Annotated in this window: 16 protein-coding genes; 11 read left to right on the top strand and 5 right to left on the bottom strand. The window is 70.9% G+C overall.

The genetic code is table 11. From position 1 onward, the window contains the following. Positions 1–20: 20 nt before the first annotated feature. From ABZ406_RS22370 to galE, 3 genes are all read right to left on the bottom strand, one after another. On the bottom strand, positions 21–593 hold the full coding sequence (locus ABZ406_RS22370; RefSeq protein ID WP_357764762.1) for a hypothetical protein: 573 nt from the start codon (positions 591–593) through the stop codon (positions 21–23). 184 nt (positions 594–777) lie between these two features. Next, positions 778–1,398, bottom strand: coding sequence for a hypothetical protein (locus ABZ406_RS22365; RefSeq protein WP_357764759.1), 621 nt, complete (start codon positions 1,396–1,398; stop codon positions 778–780). A gap of 215 nt (positions 1,399–1,613) precedes the next feature. Next, positions 1,614–2,642, bottom strand: coding sequence for a UDP-glucose 4-epimerase GalE (galE, locus tag ABZ406_RS22360; protein WP_357764756.1), 1,029 nt, complete (start codon positions 2,640–2,642; stop codon positions 1,614–1,616). A 195-nt stretch (positions 2,643–2,837) separates the two neighbouring features. Between galE and ABZ406_RS22355 the strand changes: the two genes are divergently transcribed. From ABZ406_RS22355 to ABZ406_RS22315, 9 genes are read left to right on the top strand one after another with little or no spacing between them, the layout of a single operon-like run. Next, positions 2,838–4,016 carry an inositol-3-phosphate synthase gene (locus tag ABZ406_RS22355; RefSeq protein ID WP_357764753.1) on the top strand — a complete coding sequence of 393 codons (1,179 nt, stop codon included), beginning with the start codon at positions 2,838–2,840 and terminating at the stop codon, positions 4,014–4,016. Beyond that, the gene (locus tag ABZ406_RS22350) at positions 4,013–4,939 is read left to right on the top strand and encodes an HD domain-containing protein (protein WP_357764751.1); all 927 of its coding nucleotides are present in this window, start codon (positions 4,013–4,015) and stop codon (positions 4,937–4,939) included. Before ABZ406_RS22355 ends, ABZ406_RS22350 begins: the two co-directional genes overlap by 4 nt. Beyond that, a complete protein-coding gene (locus ABZ406_RS22345) occupies positions 4,936–6,084 on the top strand; it encodes a methyltransferase domain-containing protein (RefSeq protein WP_357764748.1) in 1,149 nt (382 codons plus the stop codon). The genes ABZ406_RS22350 and ABZ406_RS22345 overlap by 4 nt, the downstream gene beginning before the upstream one ends. 3 nt (positions 6,085–6,087) lie before the next feature. After that, positions 6,088–7,074: a Gfo/Idh/MocA family oxidoreductase gene (locus tag ABZ406_RS22340; protein WP_357764746.1), complete on the top strand. Its 987-nt coding sequence runs from the start codon at positions 6,088–6,090 to the stop codon at positions 7,072–7,074. Between the two features lie 2 nt (positions 7,075–7,076). Then, the gene (locus tag ABZ406_RS22335; RefSeq protein ID WP_357764743.1) at positions 7,077–7,904 is read left to right on the top strand and encodes an MBL fold metallo-hydrolase; all 828 of its coding nucleotides are present in this window, start codon (positions 7,077–7,079) and stop codon (positions 7,902–7,904) included. Beyond that, positions 7,901–9,385 (top strand): YcaO-like family protein, encoded by a 1,485-nt coding sequence (locus ABZ406_RS22330; protein WP_357764740.1) that lies wholly within the window; start codon positions 7,901–7,903, stop codon positions 9,383–9,385. Before ABZ406_RS22335 ends, ABZ406_RS22330 begins: the two co-directional genes overlap by 4 nt. Next, on the top strand, positions 9,382–10,251 hold the full coding sequence (locus ABZ406_RS22325) for a sugar phosphate isomerase/epimerase family protein (protein WP_357764737.1): 870 nt from the start codon (positions 9,382–9,384) through the stop codon (positions 10,249–10,251). Before ABZ406_RS22330 ends, ABZ406_RS22325 begins: the two co-directional genes overlap by 4 nt. After that, positions 10,248–11,489 (top strand): glycosyltransferase family 4 protein, encoded by a 1,242-nt coding sequence (locus ABZ406_RS22320; RefSeq protein WP_357764734.1) that lies wholly within the window; start codon positions 10,248–10,250, stop codon positions 11,487–11,489. Before ABZ406_RS22325 ends, ABZ406_RS22320 begins: the two co-directional genes overlap by 4 nt. 44 nt (positions 11,490–11,533) lie before the next feature. Then, entirely contained in the window at positions 11,534–12,379 is an 846-nt protein-coding gene (locus tag ABZ406_RS22315; protein ID WP_357764731.1) for a PIG-L family deacetylase, read from the top strand. A 167-nt stretch (positions 12,380–12,546) separates the two neighbouring features. On the opposite strand, the gene ABZ406_RS22310 is transcribed toward ABZ406_RS22315, so the two are convergent. Both ABZ406_RS22310 and ABZ406_RS22305 read right to left on the bottom strand, forming a co-directional pair. Continuing rightward, positions 12,547–12,750, bottom strand: a complete 204-nt coding sequence (locus ABZ406_RS22310; RefSeq protein ID WP_043326981.1) for a cold-shock protein — start codon at positions 12,748–12,750, stop codon at positions 12,547–12,549. A gap of 370 nt (positions 12,751–13,120) precedes the next feature. Then, a complete protein-coding gene (locus ABZ406_RS22305) occupies positions 13,121–13,639 on the bottom strand; it encodes a GNAT family N-acetyltransferase (protein WP_357764727.1) in 519 nt (172 codons plus the stop codon). Between the two features lie 448 nt (positions 13,640–14,087). Between ABZ406_RS22305 and ABZ406_RS22300 the strand changes: the two genes are divergently transcribed. Together ABZ406_RS22300 and ABZ406_RS22295 are read left to right on the top strand one after the other, a co-directional pair. Beyond that, complete coding sequence (locus ABZ406_RS22300; RefSeq protein WP_357764723.1) at positions 14,088–20,015, top strand: tetratricopeptide repeat protein; 5,928 nt, start codon at positions 14,088–14,090, stop codon at positions 20,013–20,015. Between the two features lie 454 nt (positions 20,016–20,469). Then, a complete protein-coding gene (locus ABZ406_RS22295; protein ID WP_357764720.1) occupies positions 20,470–21,420 on the top strand; it encodes an SdrD B-like domain-containing protein in 951 nt (316 codons plus the stop codon). Positions 21,421–21,523: the final 103 nt, after the last annotated feature.

Here is a 21,523-nt window from a genome sequence, read left to right as displayed (position 1 = left end):
CCGGCGGCCGTTGATCGGCCTCAGGGGGACGCCGGGCACGAAGAGGCGTTCCTCGAACCGCAGTCACGAAACGCGGCTGGAGGAGCGGGCGAGTTCGTCCTCGACGAACGCGGGCTTGGCCAACGTGAACGCCGGGACGGCAACTCGGCGACCGGGGCTGCGGCCGCGGCGGGCAGGGCTGTGCTCACCCCCAGGATGCAGACGTAGACGGCGGTCAGCAGCGGTATCCGGTCAGGGAAGTAGCGCCGCACGATCGGCGGCAGCAGCACGTTGCCGATGCCCGTGCCGGTGAGCGCGACGACACTGCCGACGAGCAGCACGCCGTAGCCCGGGGCGGTTGCGCGTACGAGATGGCCGAGGGTCATGAGCAGCAGCGCGAGCACGATGCCGCCGTCGAGGCCGATGCCGCGGGCGACGCGCGGTGCGACGAACCCTGATACCGCCAGCAGGATCGGTGGCAACGTGCCGAGCAACCCGACGCCGATGGTCGATATCGGGATGTCCGCCCGGATGTCGCCGAGGATCGGCGACAGCACCGCGACCGTCTGGCGAAGGGTGAGCGCGACGAGCACGATTCCCAGCAGCGCGGCCACGCGTCCCGCCCACAAGGTAAGGGGTCTCTCCGCAGACATTGCCTTACCGTAGTGCTCCGGGCGGGGCCGTGATCATCACGGTCCGGCTGCTCACCCAGGCGCGGGTCGGAGTGCCAGTCGACGATCCACCGCCGAGGATCGGCAGCATCAGTACGCCGGCCCGCCCCTCGCCGGGTTTCCCGCGTCAGTAGGGCAGCTTGACCGCGTTCGATACCTCCTGGCCGGTCGCCTCGTCGAAGAAGTCGTCGACGCCGGTTGCGCCCTGCCGCTTCAGCAGGTCCTCAGCTTGGGAGTGCTGATCACCGTCCAGCGCATATACCCGGCCGTTGCGAACGTATCTGGTCTCTGCGTTCGTCGGGATCGTCAGGTCGAATGACGTCGACCGTCCGGTCATCTTCCGCCGGGGGTAGTAGTCGATATTTCCGTCGCCGTAGTTCACCTCGACGATGAACCAATACGTCAGCCCCGGCTCCGGCTCACCGGATGCGGTGGCCGTGACCGATACCGTGTGCGAGTTGCCGGGCGAGGCGCTGAGTTGATAGCGCAGATCCCCAGGTGTCGGGCTCGACGTGGTCGGTACGACGCTCGGAGGTGGTGCGGGGGCGGTCCTCTCGGCGTCGGGTTCTGCCGGTGCCGCGGCGAGGGCGACCTGGGCGACAGTGGCAAATCCGAAGAGGACCGTCGCCGCGAACGAGATGATCGTCCATTTGTTGCTGTGTTTGCGCACGTAGAAGAACGCGGCCACCAGGATCACGGTGATGAGTCCGCTGATGGCGGCGGTGATATAGATAGCAGCGCTGCTCACGCGGTGAGTGTGCCGTATGGAGGCAAGCCCCGCCCTGTCCGGATTACGACAGGGCGCGGGAACCGTGATTCCCCTTGTCCGAATTGCGGATCGACCGATTCCGCGTGGTTCGGTGCGGTGCAAGGGCCCGCGCCGGCCTCAGACGCGGAACGGAGAAAACGGTCGGACATTTCTGCCGGAGCGTCCGGCCATTCTCGGCCTTTGATGCCGTCCGGTCAGCCGGCCAGTTGCCGATGGCGTGCCGCCAGGTCTTCCAGCACCTGACCGCGCCGGTCGTGCCAGGCCAGGGAATCGGCGATTCCGCTAGACAGGTCGCGCTGCGCCCTCCACCCCAGCACCTCCCAGGCCCGGCGGCTACGGGTGAAGCCGCCAGCGGTGTCTCCGGGGCGCCGCGCTGCTTCGCGGACCAGAACTGGTCGGTCCACCACCGCGTTGAACGCCGCGATGAGTTCCAACACCGTCGTGCCGGTGCCGCTGCCCAGGTTGAGGGCGGTGTGCGGAGCGCCGCCGACGGCGAAGATGTCGTCGAACCGCTCCAGCGCCCGAAGGTGGGCGTCGGCCAGGTCCCAGACGTGGACGTAGTCACGCAGCCCCGAACCGTCTCGTGTCGGCCAGTCCAGACCGTTGACCGAGAACGGCACACCGGTCTGGTGCGCCTGCATCAGCCGGCCCAGCGCGTGTGAGGGCGTGGCGACCTGGAGCCCGGTGCGCAGCGCCGGATCGGCGCCGATGGGATTGAAGTAGCGCAGGGACAGCACCCGCAGTGGGCTGCTGGCCGCGATGTCGGCGAGCATCCGTTCCACCACCAGCTTGGTCTGCGCGTACGGGCTGGTGGCGTGCAGTGGCGACACCTCATCGACACCGAGATCCGCGTCCGGTCGGTAGATGGCCGCGGACGAGCTGAAGATCAACCGGTGTACGCCGTGCGCGAGCAGCCGGTCGACGAACTCCAGGGTGGCGCAGACGTTCGCCCGGTAGTAGTCCACCGGCCGGGCCACCGAGTCCGGCACCGCGATCAGGGCCGCGCAGTGGATGACCGCGTCGATGTCCGGATGCCGCGTCAACAGCCGGTCCACCGCGTCCGCGTCCGTGATGTCGCCGAGGTGGAAGGACCGCCCGCGGCAGAATTCGCGGCGACCGGTGACCAGGCTGTCCAGCACCACTGGTGTGTGGCCCGTGTCGATCAGAGCGGACGCGATCGTACTTCCGATGAATCCTGCCCCACCCGCGATCAGCACCTTCACGAGCAGACCTCCCCCGGCCGGGACCCGACAACGCGCCGTGTCCTGCTGCATTCTTTGCACATCGCAGGGCCATTGACCTGGGAAATTGACCGATAGATGCACCTCCGACACGTCGACGAAGACCGATGACTGATCAGCGACTGGCCGGGTAGGCGGCGGCTCGGGTCGGACGTGCGGGTCGAATCAGGAGGCAGCATGACGGAGCAGCGCATCGGGGTCGCGGTGGTCGGACTGGGTGGGGCGGTCGCCACCACGGCGATAGCCGGGGTGGAGTTGCTGCGATTGGGCATGACGGACATGTCCGGACTGCCCCTGGCGCACCGCACCGATCTGGTGCCCTACGAGTCGATGGTCTTCGGGGGTTGGGATCTGGCTCCGGACGACCTGGCCAAGGCGGCACACGTGCACCGGGTGGTGGAGCCGGCCCACCTGGACACCGTCGCGGGGCCGCTGGGGCAGATCCAGCCCTGGCCGGCCGTGGCGGACCCGGCGTACTGCCGCAACGCCACCGGCGCGAACGTGGTGCCGATCGGGCCACTGCGGGAGCGGGTGTCGCACCTACGCGGCGACCTGGACCGGTTCAGGTCGGCGCAGGACGCGCAACGGGTGGTGGTGGTCAACCTGGCCTCCACCGAGGCCCGACCGGATCCGGCGTCGCCGGTGCTGCAGAGCATCGACGGGTTCGAGGCTGGGCTGGACGCCGACGATCCGGTCATCACCCCTGGTCTGCTCTACGCCTACGCGGCGATCCGGGAGGGCTGCCCCTACGTCAACTTCACGCCCAGTCTGGGCGCCGACGTGCCCGCGCTGTTGGAGTTGGCCGAGCGGGAGGGCGTGCCGGTCGCCGGCAAGGACGGGAAGACCGGCCAGACGCTGATCAAGACGGTGCTCGCTCCGGCGTTCCGGTCCCGGGCGCTGACGGTGGAGGGCTGGTACTCGACGAACATCCTGGGCAACCGGGACGGGCAGATCCTCGACGACCCGTCGTCGTTGGCCAGCAAATTGGACACCAAGGGTTCGGTGCTCAACCAGATCCTCGGCTACGACGTGGACGACCACGTGGTCCGGATCGACTACTACCGGCCGCGCGGTGACGCCAAGGAGGCCTGGGACAACGTCGACCTGATCGGTTTCCTCGGGCAGCGGATGCAGCTCAAGGTGGACTTCCTCTGCCGGGACTCGATCCTCGCCGCGCCACTGGTGCTGGACCTGGCTCGACTGATGGCGGAGGCCGGCCGCCGGGGTGAGAGCGGTGCGCAGGAGCAGCTCGGCTACTTCTTCAAGGCCCCGATGACCCGGGACGGCCGGACCCCCGAACACGCGTTGCACGCGCAGGAGCGGACTCTGCTGAACTGGCTGGACGCGGCGGCATGACCATTGCGCTGGCGGCTCCGCCGGTCGACCGACTGGCCGCCGTGACACCCATACTGCGCCAGATCGGCGACCTCAAACGGGTCCGGGTGGCCCACGCCGAGGGCTCGGTGGCCGAACGGGCGTTCGCCCGAGCGTGGGCGGCCATCGTCGCCGGCGCCGACCCGGCGGTCGTCGCCGACCGCGAGTGCGCCGCCGCGCTCGCGGGGGCCCGCCTCGGTGGGATGGATGCGGCCACCCTCACCGCCTGCGGACTGGCGCCGACCGAGGTGGAGAACGTCCTGGCCCGCGCTGTCGACGAGCTTGCCGGTTCGCTGCACCCGGCCACCGGACGCCGGATGCGCGCGGCGCTGCCCCGACTGGTTGCCCAATCCCTGCCCGACGCGCCGGTCCCGTCGTTCGTGACGGCCCTGCGCCGACAGCCGCGCGCCGGCGCCACCGCCGCGGGCCGGCCACGCCTGGTGGTCGAGCCGGCGGAGAACCACGCCGAGCACTGCTGGGCCGTTGCCGTGTACGGTGCGCTGCTCGCTGACGACACCGGCGCGGACCCGGCGCAGGCGTTCCTGCTCGGTCTGGCCCACCACCTGCACAACGCCCGGCTACCCGACGCGGGCTTCGCCGGTGAACTGCTGCTTGGCGCATACCTGGAGCCGATGACCGACCGGCTCACCGAGTGGGAGTTGGCCGAACTGCCGGAGCAGCTCGCCACCCGGGTCAGCGCGGCGCTGGCGTTCCGGGTGGACGCCGACACGCCACTCGGACGGACCTTCCACAGCGCCGACGTGCTGGACCGGGTGCTCCAGGTGCACCACCACGCCCGCGCCGCCGCGTTCACCGTCGAGCAGGCCCTGGTGGACCTGGCTCTCGTGCACGACGGCCCGGTGGTGGACTACCAACGGGCGGTTCTGCGGGCGGCGGGGCTGTGACCGCCGTCCGCGCGGTGCCCCCCGCCACCGCGACCCGGTGGCGGGGCCCCGACGGCACGCCCCTGCACGCCGACACGTCGTGCACCCTCACCGACGGGGTGCGCCGCTGGCCGGTGGTGGACACCATCCCCTGGCTGCGTCCGGACCGCGACGACCTGCGGGAGCAGGCGGTGGCCGCCCTCGACGCGGGCGAACCGGACCGGGCCGCGGTGACGTTGCTCGCCGACTCCGACGAGTGGTGGGACGGCCCGACGCCGCCGGCGGACCAACTGCGGGCGGCGCTGCGCGCCAGCACCCTGCGCGACGCGGTGGAGCTGCTCGGGTTCGGCCGGGTCGGGGTCTACTTCCTGCACCGCTGGTCCGACCCGAGCTGGTTGGCTGCCCTGGCGCTCACCGCCGCACACCCGCCCCACGGTCGGCCGGTGGTCGATCTGGCCTGTGGCGCGGGGCACCTGCTGCGACACCTGGCTCTGCACGGCCACCGCGATCTGACCGGCGTCGACGTGGTCTTCGCCAAACTCTGGCTGGCCCGCCGGTTCGTGCTGCCGCCCGACGTTGCGGTGGCGCTGGTGTGCGCCGACCTGACCGCACCCTGGCCGCTACCACAGCAGGCGGCACCCCGCCACGTGGCCTGCCACGACGCCCTGTACTTCCTTCCGGACAAGGCTGCCGTGGTCGCCGCCGCGCTGGACTGCGCCGGGCCCGACGGGGCGGTGCTCCTCGGTCACCTGCACAACGCAGAGCATCCCGCCGGTACGACGGGGTTGCCGCTGCCACCGGGCGGGTGGACGGCCCTGCTGCCGGATGCCACCGCGTACGCCGAGGAGGAACTGACCGCGGCGACGGCGGCCGGGCAGCTGCCCGCCCCGGCTGACCCCGCCGCCCTGATCGGCACCGAGGCTGTCGGCCTGGCCCGCGACGCGGGCGACGCACCGGCCGATGCCGCCCTGTTGCGGCCCGCGCCGGCGAGCCGGCTGCGACCCAACCCGCTCTACAGCGACGGGGTCCGCCGCTGGCCCGACCCGCGGTGGGCCGCCGAGTACGGCGACCGGGCCGCCGCGTACCTGCCGGAGCGGTGGCCGACGGACCCGGGCCCGGACGCGGTGCGACGTCGCCTCCTCCTCGACCTGCCTGAGCGGTGGTGAGCGATGGAACCGGTCGGGTGGGGTGTGGTCGGTTGCGGCTGGGTTGCCCGTGACCACGTGGCCCCGGCTATCCGCGCGGCCGGGCACCGGCTCGTCGCCGCCTGCGACAGGGATCCGAGCGCCGCCCGTGGGCTCGCCCCGGACCGGGTGGCCACTACCGATCTGCACGAGTTGCTCGATCACCCGGAGGTCGAGGCGGTACACGTCGCGACCCCCAACCACACGCACGCGGACGTGGTGGCGGCGGTGGCCAAGGCCGGGCTCCCGGTGCTGTGCGAGAAGCCCCTGGCGGCGACGGTGCCCGACGCCCGTCGCCTGGTCGACGCCGCCGGCGGCGCCCTCGCCGGGGCCGCGTTCGACCAGCGGTTCCACCCCGCCCACCAGCGCATCGCCGCGATGGTCGCCGCCGGTGATCTGGGCACTGTGACAGCGATCCGGATCGTCTACGGCTGTTGGCTGCCCGAGCGGTGGAGTCCCGACGGCCGACCGCACGACAACTGGCGGATCGACAGGGCCCGCTCCGGCGGCGGGGCCCTGGTGGACCTGGCCCCGCACGGCGTCGACCTGGTCGGTGTGCTGCTCGGCGACGACCTGGTCGAGTTGACGGTGCGGACCCACCGGCGGGTGCATCCCTACCCGGTCGACGATGGAGCGTTGCTGGCCGGGGAGACCAGCGGTGGGGTGCTGGTTCAGGCCCACGTGTCGTTCAACACCGCCGATCCGCTCCCTCGACGCCGGCTGGAGGTGGTCGGCACCGACGCGCAACTCGTCGCTGTGGACACCCTGGGCCAGAGCGCCGGCGGGACACTCACCCGTCTCGACGCCGTGACCGGCACGGCCGCCGAGGTGCCGTTCGATGTCGACACGACCCCGTTCACCGGTCAGGCGCGCGCCTTCTCCACCGCCGTACGCGACGGCGGTTGGCAGTGGCCTCTGGACCGGGACCTGCGCCTGCACGAGTTGCTGCTGGCCGCCGCGGAGAGGAACTGACGGTGCCCCTTCGCCCGTACGCCTGCGCGAACTGCGGCCACTGGCAACGCTGGTTCGCGTCCCCGCCGTCCTGTCCGGTCTGCACGGACGTGCGCAACGCGCTGCCCGAGGACGGGTGGCAGTTCACCTCCGCCGACGAGATGGCGGTCGGACGACAGGCGCGCCGCGCCGTCGTCGCTCCCGGCGTGACCGGGTACTGGTGCGAGCCGCAGCTCGGGCTCGGCACCACCGGCTGGGTGATCGAGACCGACGCCGGTCTGGTCGGCTGGGAGGCGGCCGGCTGGTACCCCGCCGACGCCATCGCCGACCTGCGCGCCCGCGGTGGTCTGGTCGCGCTCGGGGCGAGCCACGTGCACGGGTACGGCGCTCTGTGGCAGCTTCAGGACGCGCTCGCCCCGCCGGTGCTCGCGATCGGTGTCGACGATCTCGTCTGGACGAAGGCGTTCCAGGTGACCTGGCCCACCGACGATCGGCATCTGCTCGCACCCGGCCTGGTGATGTACCGCAGCGGCGGTCACTTTCCCGGCCACAGCGTCCTGCACGACGAGCAGCGCGGGATCCTCTTCGTCGGTGACCTGATCAAGGTGGAGCTGGCCGGGGAGACCCCGGTCGGCCTGTCCTGCCACAAGGCGTTCCATGCCCAGATCCCGCTCTCGCACGCCGAGGTGCGGCAGGCCCGCGACCTGGTCGAGACGCTCGACTTCGACGCGGTGGCCACACCCTTCGAGTACGCGGCGCCGGTCTCACGGCGGCAGGTGCTCGCCCTGTTCGACCGGCAGCTGCGGGGGCAGCCGACGGCCGGACCCATACCGATCGAGGAGCTGACGTGACCCGAGCCGCCGAACCGCGTACTCCCACCATCTCGGCGACGTCGGTCGCCGACCGGCTCGCCGGTGCGCTGCCCGCCGGCGAGACGGGTGATTTCGACGTCTCCGGGCTGGACCGGATCGGTCTGCCGGTGGTCTCCGCCGACCACCTCGGCAACGGTTGGCCCCGGGCCGCGGCGATGGGGTACGGCGCCACCCTCGAGCAGGCGCGCACCGGCGCGTACGGGGAGCTGGCGGAGGCCCTGTTGCTGCACGGACAGCTCCGGGCCATGGTGCCCCGGCGGGCCTCGTACGCGCAGCTCCGTACCGAGCTGGGCGTCGGCGGTGTGGTGGATCCACGGTCGTTGGTGCTGCCCGCCGGCACCACCGTCGACGACGACCAGCCCCGATCCTGGCTGCCCACCGTACGGTGGCGCACCGGTGAGACGGTGCTGGTGCCGGCGGAGTTCTGCGGTTCCGCGACTGAGGACCTGCCCTGGCAGGACCCGGCCGAGCGGCTCATCACGGTGATCACCAACGGGTCGGGTGCGGGCGACACCATCGAACGCGCCGTCGCGCACGGCCTCCTGGAACTGCTGCAACGCGACGGCAACACCACCGCCTTCCGGGCCATGGACGCCGGCGTGGTGATCGACCTCGACGAGGTTCGGGACCCGGTGACCCGAGCCACAGTGGACCGGCTGCGGGCCGCCCGCGTCGACGTGGTCGCGAAGCTCGCCTCCACCGCCTTCGGGCTGGTCGACGTCCACGTCGTCGGCGTCGACAGCGAGCCGGAGACCCCACCGTTGGCGGTCACCGCGTGTGGGGAGGCCGCCCACCCGGACCGGGAGACCGCGCTGCGTAAGGCGCTGCTGGAGTACGTCTCGTCCCGTTCCCGCAAGGTGTTCTCCCATGGGCCGTTGGAGGCGCTGCGGCGGGTCGCGCCCGAGGCGTACTGGCGGCGGGAGTTCGCCCGACCGGCCGAGTCACAGGAGACCCGTGCGGTGACCGCGATGCGCGAGTGGACGCACCTCGACGGCGCGCAGCTCCGTGCCCTGCTGGAACCCGTGGTGCTGGCCCAGCGCAGCACAGTGCCCTTCACGGCGTTGCCGACCGTCGCGCCTGGAAGCCTCGATGACCCGAGCGCGCTGCTGGCCGACCTGCTGCACCGCCTCGCCGACTTCGACGTTCTGGTCGTCGTCGCGCCCGGCGACGGGGCGGTGGCGGTCAAGGTGATCGTGCCCGGCCTGGAGGCGGAGACCATGTCGTACGGGCGGATCGCGGCGCGGGGGGTCGAGCGCCTGATGGAGAGGGACTCGCCGCTGGTCGGGCTCGGGGCGCCTCCGCACGACGGTGCCGCACCGGTGGTCCTCGACCCGGCCGGCCGGGAGCGGCTGGGCGACGAGGCCTGGCTCGACCTGAGCCTGGTCGCCCGGACGATCGGCCCGCTCTATCCGCTCTACCGCGAGCCGAGCCGGCACGTCGTCGCCCGGAGTGAGGCATGAGCCTGCGGTACGCCTACAACACGAATGGGATGACGTCGCACCGGCTCGACGACGCACTCGCCCTGCTCGCCGACTGCGGCTACGACGGTGTCGCGCTCACCCTCGACGTGGCCCACCACGACCCGTACGCGCCCGACCTCGCCGGGCGCACCCGCCGGTTGGCCGGCCGTCTCGACGCGCTCGGCCTCGCCAGTGTGGTGGAGACCGGGGCGCGGTTCCTGCTCGACCCGCGGCGCAAGCACCACCCGACCCTGGTCTCGCCGGTGGAGGACGACCGGATGCGGCGGCGCGACTTCCTGCGTCTCTGCGTGGACGTCGCTGTTGATCTGGGCAGTGAGGCGGTGTCGTTCTGGGCCGGCGTGCCCGAGCCCGGCACCGACAGTGACCGCGGCTGGCGCTGGCTGGTCGACGGCGTCCGCGACGTCGTCGGGTACGCCGGCCGGCGCAGCATGACGTGCGCTCTGGAGCCGGAGCCGGGGATGCTGGTCGACGACTGCGACGACTGGGCCCGGCTCGCGGCCGAGGTGCCCGGCCTCACACTGGCCCTGGACACCGGTCACTGCCTCGTGTCCGGCCGGTACGACCCCGCCGCCGCGGTGCGTGCCTTCGCGACGAGTCTGGGCGCCTGCGCCATCGAGGACATGCCCCGCGGCCGGCACGAGCACCGCGCCCCCGGTGAGGGCGACCTGGACTTCCCCGCGGTGCTCGGCGCGCTGACCGAGGCAGGCTATCGCGGGCTGGTCAGCCTCGAACTCTCCCGGGACGCCCACCGGGCCGACACGCTGGTGCCTGCCGCACTGGCCGCGCTGCGTCACGCCGAGCAGCAGCCCCGCACCTCCACCGAGTTGAAGGTCGGTGTCCGATGAGGATCTGCTTCGTGTCGCGCCGCTACTGGCCGGCGGTCTCCGGGATGAGCGCGTACGCCGAGAACCTGCTGGAGCACCTGGTCCGTGCCGGTCACGAGCCGACCCTGGTGTCCCAGTACCGGGGTGACGCCGCGGGTCGCGCCGTGTACGGCGGTGGCCCCCCACCTCCGGACCGGGTGCCTGCCGGCGTCGAGGTGCACGCGCTGGAGGCGTACGGGGAACAGGCGGTGGGTCGTGGCGAGCCGGCGGACTTCGAGGCGGACGTCGCGGAGATGACCGACACCGTGCTACGGCTGCACGCCCGCCGACCCTTCGACGTGCTGCACGCGCAGTACGCGTACCCCAACGGGCTCGCGGTGCTCCGTGCGGCACGGGCGGCCGGGCTACCCGCCGTGGTGTCCGTGCAGGGCGGCGACGGTCACTGGGTCGGCACCTGCTGTGCCACACACCGCGACCTGGTGCGGGCCGTCTTCGCGCACGCGCCGGCACTGCTGATCGGGTCGCCGTCGTTCGCCGCCGAGGTCAGCCAGCGGCACGAGCTCGACCCGACCCGTTTCACAGTCGTTCCCGGCGCCACCGACGCCGAACGATTCGTGCCGGTCGCGTCTCCCGGTCGGGTCTCCGACCCGGCGGTGCTGCTCTACCACGGTCGCGTCGACGCGCGGAAGGGCGTGCTCGACCTGCTCGACGCGGTCGCCAAGCTCCGCGCGGAGACGGTTCCGGTGCGTCTGCTGCTCTCGGGCATCGGCCCCGACCTGGGCACTGTCGAGACCCGGATCACGGAGTTGGGCCTCGCCGACACCGTCGAACTGCTCGGCGCGGTGCCGTACGAGCGGGCCCACGAGGTGTACGCGCGGGGGGAGATCTTCGTCAGCCCCACCTATGCGGAGGGTTTCTCCAACACGATCCTGGAGGCGATGGCCAGCGGCCTGCCGGTCATCTCCACCGACGTGGTCGGCGTGCGCGACTGCGTGCGCCCGGAGGAGAACGGTCTGCTGGTGCCGGCCGGTGACCCGGCGGCTCTGGCCGGCGCCGTCCGCCGGCTGCTCGACGACCCGGCGCTGCGCCGTCGGCTCGCCGGGCAGGCCCGCAGTGACGTCGAGCAGCAGTGGAGTTGGCCGGTGATCGCGGGTCGGATCACCGCCGTCTACGACGGGCTGGCCGCGTCCGTACCGGAGATCCCTGACCCGCCGGTCGATTCGACCTGTCGCTTCCGCGCGGCACCGCACCTGCTGTGAGCACGGGTCGACAACCCCCCGCCGTCCCGAACAACGGGCCACCGGTGACGGCGCGTCCCGGGGTCGCGGTGGCGGTCAGCCCTCACCTGGACGACGCGGTGTTCTCCGTCGGCGGCACTCTCGCGGCACTGGCCTCGGCGGGTTGGACGGTACGGGTGGTCACCTGCTTTACCGCCAGCGTGCCGGACCTGTCACCGTTCGCCCTGGCCTGCCAGCTCGACAAGGGGATCACGGCCGACGTCGACTACATGGCGTTGCGCCGGGCGGAGGACGAAGCAGCCTGTGCGGTGCTCGGGGTGCAGCCGGTACACCTGCCACTGCCCGAGGCGCCGCACCGCGGTTATGCCGACCCCGCCGCGCTCTTCGCCGGTGTCCGCAGTGATGACCGGGCGGCGGCGGCTCTCGTACCTGCGCTGCGTGCGCACCTGGCGGACGCCGACGTGATCCTCGCGCCGCAGGCCCTCGGTGACCACGCCGACCATCGCATCGTCTGCGAGACGGTCGCCGCGCTCAGGCCGGACGGCCTGTGGTGGCGGGACGTGCCATATGTCAGCCGGCAACCATCCGCGTCGCCCTGGCGCGGCGTGCCCGACGGTGTCGAGGCGGGCGCCGACATCAGCGATCACCTGACCAGGAAGGTGACGGCTGCCGCCAGCTATCACAGCCAGCTGGGGTTCCAGTTCGGTCAGATCGGGGTGGCTGCGCTGCTGAGTAACCTCGCCGCAGAGGAGGCTGCCAGGTTGGGCCTGCCGGGCGCGGTCGAGGCGTTACGCGGGAGGGTGGACCGTCTCCGGTTGATCGGCGCGGTGTCACCGGGTGTCCGGGGGATGGACGTGGTCCCGTCGTCGGCCGTGCAGCGGGGGCCACCGCAGGACCGTCACTGCGACTGAGCGTCCCGGAACTGCCGAGCCCTGGGCAGGGCGACGTAGGTGGTGCGGCGCTCGTTTGCGCCAACCACCTGCTACAAGAGATGGCCGGACTTCTGCCGGTCAGACGATTCTGAAATGCCGAACGGCGGCCTGCTGAATCAGTCAGGCCGCCGTTCGCGAAGTGTGGATCAGAGCGGGCGGATGTTCTCCGCCTGCGGGCCCTTCTGGCCCTGGGTGACGTCGAACTCCACCTTCTGGTTCTCGTCGAGGCTGCGGAAGCCGCTCGCCGAGATCGCGGAGAAGTGGGCGAAGACGTCGGCGCCGCCGTCGTCCGGGCTGATGAAGCCGAAGCCCTTGTCGGCGTTGAACCACTTCACGGTACCTGTAGTCATGTCTGCTCCTCGCAGGCTGTCAGAGACCGCACTGTGCGGACCCTCACGCCGCTGCGTTGATAACCCGCGTCGAAACGACACGAAAAACGAACAGCGCCTTGATGGGTTTCAGATGCCCCACCAGGCGCTAAGAAACGTCTGCGGAAATCAAAACTGCAACTGGGCAACCATAGCACACTGTTCGTCGTCGGTCCTGCGGAGCTGGCGGCGGCGATGGTGCAGGTCTCGGCGGTCATGATGAGTCGGCAGGCGGCGAACAGGCCCGGTGATGCTGGCCGGTGTCCGAACGCTGTGCCGTGGCGAACGACAACGACGCTGGGGTCAACTCACCGCGGACGCAGCCTGACCCCAACACCTCAAACGTTCGTGTTCACCACACCGGCGACGGCGCCTGCACGTCGCGGACCATGCGGATCTCCCGTACGCCCACCTCGACCTGTGCCGTCCCATCAGCAACGAAGCCGTGCTTGCGGTAGAACGCCTGCGCGCGGGGGTTCGGGTCGGCCACCCACAGCGTCGCCGACTCCGCGGGGTCGATAACGGCCTGCAACAACGCCCGCCCAGCACCCCTACCGTGATCGGCGGCCTGCACATAGAGCACATACAGCTGCCTCGCCCACGCCGCCGCAGCATCCAGCGGGGGACCCGACATCGCGATCCCGACCAACTTGCCCTCCCGCTCGGCCACAGCCGCCCGGCTCCCGCGATATCGCTCGTCGGTCAAAGCAGCAGCCCAGAACTGTTCCCGAGTAGCCGGGAGACCCGGATCATCCAGCACCGCATCCGACATGAGGCCCCGATACGTCTCCTGCCAGCACCGAACGTGCACGCACGCCATCTGGGCGACGTCATCGACGCGGGCCGAGCGAACAGTCAGTGAGAGACCCACCGCCGAATCGTAGGCCGCGCCCAGATGCTCGCCGACCGGACTCGCGGCGACCACCCAGCCGTCAGCCCGGACGCCGTGTCACCAACACCACAACGTTTTTGGTCACGGCAGGAGCGAGGCGTGGGTCGCGTCTGTCGTTCATCCGTGCCTCGGTTCCTGACGTCAACCAACCCAGTGGCAATCGGTTGATCTCCAGAAGGCAGGACCACCGCACGTGGAACCTCGTCGACTCGCAGTACCCGTGCGCGCCCGCGCTGTGAAGCCGTAATCGGGCAACATGGGTCCGCATGTGCGGTGCCTGCGGCTCGACTTCGCCTATGCCGTCGGGCGCGAGGTCGGTCGATGCTGCGCGAGGACGATATTGGTCTCGTGGCGTGTCGCCCCGGCCACCCCGTCGCCGACCTTGAGGTCGATCCCGGCCCTGTGCACCCACCGTTAACCTGGCGGCATGGGTGGGCCGCCGTGGCTGGAGTTCGCCGACCATCTCGGATCGATCGTCGGGGCGGCAGCAGGCGTGCTGAGCGTCGCCCTCGTCCTGCGGCGAGCCCGGTCGTCGTCCACGACGTCCCGATCGGTCGCCGCACCGTCGCGCTGGCTGTGGGTCAGCGTCGTCTCGGGACTGCTCGCGGTCGTCGCCGCCGCGCTGCACCTGTTCGGCGACGGGAGACTCGGGCTCGCGGTGCCGATGTCCGTCGCGGCGCTGGTCCTCGGCGCCGCCTCCGCGACCATGTACCTGGTCGACCGACGCCGACCCCTGCTCGCCGACCAGCATCCGCTCCGAGCGCTCCTGGCCGCGCAGTGGGAGGACGCGGCGACGCACCGGTACCAGTTCTTCGCCGGCCATGCTCCGGCGCTGCCAAAGATCTACGTCGAGCAGCGGGCGATGACGCCGGGCGACCTCGCGGGTGAGGCACAACCCCAGGTGCTGACCGTCCCGCAACTGCTCGCCACCTTCGACGACGCTTTGGTGGTGGCGGAGCCGGGCATGGGCAAATCCACGATGGTGGCCCAGATCCAGCATCTCCAGTCGCGGTGGTGGCTCGACGCCACGCGCGGCACCCGGCTGAGCCGCGCTCCGTTCGGGCCGGTCGTCCCGGTCGCGGTGCCGGCCAGAGCGCTGGTCGACCGGCGACTTCCTGAGGCGCTGGCGGAGTCCTACCGGCTGCGGAGCAGCGTCGACGTCGACGCCACGCTGTTCAGTGCGCCCCCGCTGCCCGGCACGCGATGGCTGATCCTCATCGACGGGGTCGACGAGGTGCTCAGCGGCAACGACCGCTCGGATGTCGTCATCCGGATCGCGAGTTGGCTGCAGAGTCCCAGTCCGGCGCAACGGTTCCTGGTGGCCACCCGTCCGCTGCTCTTCGGTGAGTTGGCTGAGGTGAAGGGCCGCTCGGTGGCGGAGTTCGCGCTGCGCCGGTTCGATCCCACAGACCTGGAGACGTTCGCCAGTAGATGGTTCGCCGCCCGAGCCGCCGACGGTAACGGCGCAGCCGACGCGCAACGATACCTGCGCGCCGTGGCGGCAGCCCGCCTCGGCGCCGTCGTCGAGGTGCCGCTGCTGGCCACGATCGCCGCGCTGGTCTTCGAGCACGATCAGCACCGGCCGCTGCCCAGCAACCGTACCGAGCTGTATGCGGAGTTCGTTCGGCATCTGCTCGCCGGGCGGCCGGCAGTCGTCGAGCAGCGCGCCCGGATCCGCGCCGAGTTCGAGCGCTACGGCGCTTCGGGCCAGCGGTTCTGGGCGTGGCTCGACCGGAACCTGAAAGCCCTGGTGGAGAACCTCGCCGACGCGCAGTTGACCAACGACACGTTGTCGCTGGTCGAGCAGACCCGTTCCTGGGTGCGCGACCAGGCGCCGCGGGACACGCTCGACGCGATCCCCGACTGGGACCGGCACGTCCGCGCGATGTTAACCAGCACCTCCGTGCTCGTCGAACGCGGTCCCGGCCTCGCCTTCACTCACCGCAGTCTGGCGGAGTTCCTCGCCGCAGGAGAGCGGGCGAGGCACTTCGACGAAGCTGTGTGGCTGGCCGACGTGCGGGCCCCCAACCGCCGCAACCTGGCGCTGTTCGTGCTGGGCCGCCGACAGTACGTACCGGCCGACCCGCTCGTCGAGACATTGCTGAACAGCCAGGACGCCGACGTCGCCATCGCCGGCGAGATCCTCGCCGAGGGCATCGACGTTGCCGGCCCGTTGCGTCAGCGGGTCATCGACGCTCTGCTCGCCCAACTCCGGGCCGAGGATCCGACCGCACCCGAAGCGCTGCAGGCGCTGGTCGCGCTCTGCCGCGACGACGATGTCGCCGGCGCGCTGCAAGCGATCACCAGGGACGTCGCCGCACGGCCGTGGGTTCGTCTGCTGGTCGCCGACGCACTCGACGAGGCCACCGTGACCGAGGGCGGCGTCCAGCGGCTCGTCGTGGACCCGTCCCTACCGAGCAGCGTCCGCCGTTGGGTGCAACGAACCGCGCCGGAGCCAACCAGTTCCCGTTCCGCGCCCGACGCCGCCGCAGCATCACCGGTGCCGAGCCACCTCCAGGCGTTCGCGTACCGCAGAGCCCTCAACGAGGGCCACAGCGAGCCCGGCTACCGGCTCACTGTCGCGTTGGAACTCGCCGGCTCGGGTGACCCGCCGGGCATCACGGCGCTGCGCGGCTGCTGCGTCGACCCCAGGCTACGAGTCGACCTGCGGTTACAGGCGGCGCGGGCGTTGCTACGCCTCGCCGCCGCCGACCACCTCGACTGGCTCCGCGGCCTGGCCGCCAACGAACACCTCGATTCCGAATCCCGAGCGGCCGCGGCGACCGCGCTGCTCGAAGTCGACGACAACGACGCCGAGCGGCTGGTCCGTGAACTGGGCGCTCTGGACGACACGCTCGCCAGTCGGCTGCCAGCGATGCGCGTCGCGCTCAACCCGACAGCCCGGCCCGGTCGGAGCGGCTACGCCCGCGTCGACGAGGTGCTGCTCCGTGTTCCGGGCAGAACCCTGGCACCGGACGTCGCTTCCCAGGTCGAGCAGAAGACGGGGTCCGGCCAGGTCATCACCTTCTACTCCTACAAGGGCGGCACCGGCAGGACGATGGCGTTGGCGAACGTGGCCTGGATCCTCGCGAGCAACGGCTACCGCGTCGCCGCGCTCGACTGGGATCTGGAGTCGCCCGGCCTGCACCGGTACTACCGGCCGTTCCTACCCGACGAGTATCTGAGGTCGTCGCCCGGCCTGATCGACATGCTCCGCGACCACGCCTCGGCGATGACCGACGCGGGCCGTGATCCCGCCGACGTGGCCGAGGCGTCCATCGACATCAGCCCCTTCGCCACCAGACTCGACTGGACCTTCCCGGACAACGGCCTGATCGACTTCGTCCCGGCCGGACAGCAGAACGCCGGGTACTCGAGATCCGTCGCCACATTCGACTGGGACGCCTTCTACGAACGCGCCAATGGCTACGTCTTCTTCGAGGCGCTCCGCGAGGACCTGCGTCGGCGCTACGACTTCGTCCTGCTCGACAGTCGGACGGGCCTGGGCGACGCCGCCGGCATCGTCACCGTGCAACTACCCGACACGGTGGTCAACTGTTTCACGATGAGCCAGACGGGGATCGACGGCGCGGTCGCCGTCGCTCGTTCGATCCGCAATCAGCGCCCGGCCAACGCGGTGCGGATGGTGCCCGTGCCCATGCGCGTCGAGGCCGGCGAACTGGCGAAGCTCGAGGCCGGCCGCGACTACGCCCGCGCACGGTTCGACCCGATACTCACGTCGTCGGGACGAAGCGACCTCGACCGCTACTGGGCAGCGATGGAAATCCCGTACCAGCAGTTCTACGCCTACGAGGAGATCCTCGCGGTCTTCGGTGACAGACCCGGGTCGGTTGCCTCACTGCTCGCGGCGTACGAGCGGCTTACCAGCGAAATCACCGGCACCCGCATGGAGCTTCCGCCGATCGACGAGCGGGAGCGCGTCCGCTGGCTCGCGGACCTCGACCGACAGCGGATCGCGCCCACGCCGACCTCGTTGACGATCAGCTACGCGGCGCCGGACCAAATGTGGGCCGAGTGGATCGGCGCCCAACTCACGTCGGCGGGGCAGCCCAGCGTGCTGTTCGAGATCCGGGACTGGGTGGCGGCGATGGACGGCGCCGACCGGATGCTGGTGGTGCTGACACGTGCCTACCTGGACGCGGCCGAAGCCGCCGATGTCGCGCGTATTGCCGGTGAACGACTGACGCACGGGCCCGACCCGTTCCTGGTGGCGGTGCAGGTCGACCCGCTGCGGCCAACACATGCCTTCGCCGTCGTCCCGTCCGTCGATCTGGTCGACATGACCGAGGAACAGGCACGCGAGGCGCTGTTCGCCGCGCTGCAACCGCCGAATCCGGTCCGTCGAACCCCCGGCGCCTGGCCGCGGCTGCCCACCGTCGCGCCGCAGGTGTGGAACGTGCCGGCGCGCAACCCGAACTTCGTCGGACGCGACGCGGTGCTGCAAGCGCTGCACAGCCGACTGGCCGAGCACCGCACCACGGCGGTCATCGGCAGGGCCGGCACCGGCATGACGGAGGTGGCACGGGAGTACGCCCACCGCTTCGCGGCCGCGTACCGGCTCGTCTGGTGGGTAGACGCCGCAGACCCGCTGACGGTCCCCGATCAGCTCACACAGCTCCGTGCGAGCCTCGACCTGGGCGGCGCGGTCGATGTCCTCGACCACCTTGAGCGGACCGGCCACTGGCTCATCATCTTCGACAACGCCGACGACCCGGAGGCCCTGCGTGCGTTCCTGCCCCACGGCTCCGGCAGCGTCCTGATCACCTCGCGCAGCGAGGCCTGGACGGACGCCGTCGACGCCCTGCACGTTGACAGGCTCGAACGCGCCGAATCAATCGCGCTGCTGAGGCAGCGGGTGCCCGGAATCGCGCCCGGCGATGCCACGGCCATCGCCGAACGCTGCGAAGACCACCCACTCTTCCTGAGCCTCACCGGCGCGTTGCTTGCCACAACGGATACGACGGTGCCGGCATACCTGGAGAGCCTCGACCGCTCGGAAACCCCCGGCGCGTTCTCGGTAGAGCTGACGGCCCAGTTGCTTCGCCGGCAACGCCCGGCCGCCTACCGACTCCTGGAGATCCTCGCCTGCTCCGAGCAGGAGGGCGTTGCCATCCTGACGCTGTCATCACCCGCGGTGTTGCACGAACTCGACGAGTACGAACCGATCCTCGATGGCTCCACCGCAGCGCTGGTCCGTGACATCGCCCGGCTCGGGATGGTTCGCATCGACGCCGACACCGACACGGTCATCATGCATCGGCTCCTGCAGCGCACCATCCGGGAGACGATGCCCAAGGAGCGGCTTGCCGCCACCCGAAGCTTCGCTCGACGACTGTCTGCCGCCGCTGCCCAGGACCGGGCGCCGCACCTCTACGGCGATTTCGCTCGCGCCCTGGAGGTGGCGCGCGAGACGTGGGACGCCCGTCGGTCTTCCGTCGGCGCGAACGACCCGAGCACGCTCGACGCCGCCCACGACCTCGCGATCGCTCAGTTGCTTCTCGGCGACTTCACCGAGGCGACCGAGCGGGACTGGGACACCTACGGCCGCAGACTGCGCACCTACGGGCCACAGCACCCGGCGACGCTGCTCAGCGAGGACAACTACGGTCGGGACCTCCGCGAGATCGGCGACTACGAGGGCTCCCGGTACCAGTTGACCCGGACCCTGGAGACCGCCCGGGCGGTGCTCGGCGCCGAGCATCCGGTGAGCCTGCGCGTCAGCCGGAATCTCGCCGTGACGCTGCGCCGTCTCGGCAACGTCGCTGCCGCTCGCGACCTGCTCACGTTCGCCCACTACCGCTGGGCGGCGACGCGGGGTCCGCGGGACCCGGAGACCGCCGCCTGCGACGCCGAACTGGCCTGCGTCTGGGCGGCCAAGCAGGACAGCGACCGCGCGAGGCAACACGCGGTGGCGGCACTCGAGGCGTACCGCGACAAGTACGGCGAGGACCACCCGCTGACCCAGGTCGTCGCGAACACGCTGGGCGTGGTGCTGCTCGGCGCCGACGATCCTGGTGGGGCCCGCCAGGTCCTGGCGGAGTGCGTCCGGCGTCTGCGCGGTCGGCTCGACGAGCACCACCCCTACCTTCTGGTCGCTGAACTGAATCACGCCACCGCCCTGGGTGACGCCGGCGAGGCCAGGCGCCTCGACCAGCACGTCCACAGCCTGCTGGACGCCCGGTACGGACCCCACCATCCCCTGAGCAGGGCAGCCGCGACCAACGTCGCCCTCGGCGCGGGTGACGGGGACAGGCTGACCATCGACCTCGAACCGCTGGTTCTGCGCATACCGACCGGGTCCACGCCACATGCCGGCGATCCTGATCGGTGGTGATCGGGAGCCCCTGCAGGATGCCCTCGGGTTATCCGTGGGCGCTTTCCTGCCATCCGGGCCATCGCCAAGTGTCGACCTCAGACCAGGTTGCCGCGAGCCCGGTGGAGAGCGCGCCGCCGAATGCCACGGTCCCCTCATGGGATGCGTAGGCGATCCAGTCGTGATGCTCGTCGCTCCACAGACCCTCGGGCCCGAGACGTTGCTCCGACGGGCAACGCCCTGACCAGACCCTTCAGGCTGGGGACCTCGTCGGCAGATTCGAGGGCGCCAGCCATGGTGCTTTCGGTTGTCAGCCGGGCAGCATCCGCACATGCCGATGAAAGTGCACTCGATTCATCATGTTAACCGTGGGCACGGGACACGTTCCGATCACGTTCTCGATCTTGGGACAGCGGGGCGACTCGCGCAGCCGCTAGCATCGCGCTGATTCCCGTCCCCCAATACGGAGACCTCCATGCGCAAACTTGCCGCCGCCGCCCTCGTGGGCGTACTCGTGGCCGTCCTTCCGGCAACGGCGGCCCTGGCCGCCGACCCCAAGCCGGATATCGCGGTGACCTCGGCCGCCGACAAGGCCGCCTACGCCGAGGGCGAGACCTTCACCATCACGGTCACGGTGAAGAACAAGAGCTCCGTCGACGCCACGCACGTGCACTACACGGGCGGCGACAGCGAGGGCGTCGACGGTGTCGCCTACGGCGAGCTGCCGACCGGCTTCAACCTCGCCGCCGGCGCTACCAAGACCGTTCAGCTCACCGGCAAGACCAACCGTGTGGCGTGGCAGACCGGCCGTGGATACGTTGCCTTCGAGCTTGCCGCCGACAACGGCGAGGCCAACGACGCCGACAACACCACCAGCGTGCGGCTGCTGGTGCCGGGCGCCTTCGATGATCTCGGCGGCTACGTCTTTCAGGGTGAGTCCTATGACGCCCAGTGGACCCCCCAGACACCCGGAGTCCCGGCTGTCAAGGTCGTCGCCACCAGCGCCGACGGCAAGACGAAGTACGCCGAGGCCATCACGGACGCCAAGGGCCTGTTCCGTCTCGCCCACCTTCCCGTCGGCGACGTCCTGCTGACCTTCACCGCCCCGGCGGGCTGGAAGATCATGGCCGGCGAGAACGGCGAGGACGACCACACTCCGGCGCAGGTCAGCGCCGACGACAGCGACGAGCCGCGCATCTTCGTGGCGGCGAAGAAGGTCCCCGTGAACTCGCCGAGCGTCTCGCCGTCGGCGTCGGCGAGCGCCGGTCCGAGCTTGCCGGGCGCCGACGACAACAGCGCCGGCCCGGGCTTGCCGATCACCGGTGACAACACCATGCTGCTCATCGGTGCGGCGGCGGTCGCCGTCGCGGTCGGCATCGCGCTGGTGCTCGTTGCGCGGCGCCGCCGCGTACACCTGCAGGCCTGATCGGACGAAATCGCTCCGGCGGCCGAACATCCGCAGGCTGTAGCGTCTCCTGCTATGTCGAGCAAGGCGGAGGGCGTCGAGGCCCCAGCACCCCGTTGGAGCC

The sequence above is a fragment of the Micromonospora sp. NPDC005710 genome, assembly GCF_040630995.1.
GTDB lineage: Bacteria > Actinomycetota > Actinomycetes > Mycobacteriales > Micromonosporaceae > Micromonospora.
This window is presented reverse-complemented; position numbering and strand designations above follow the sequence as displayed.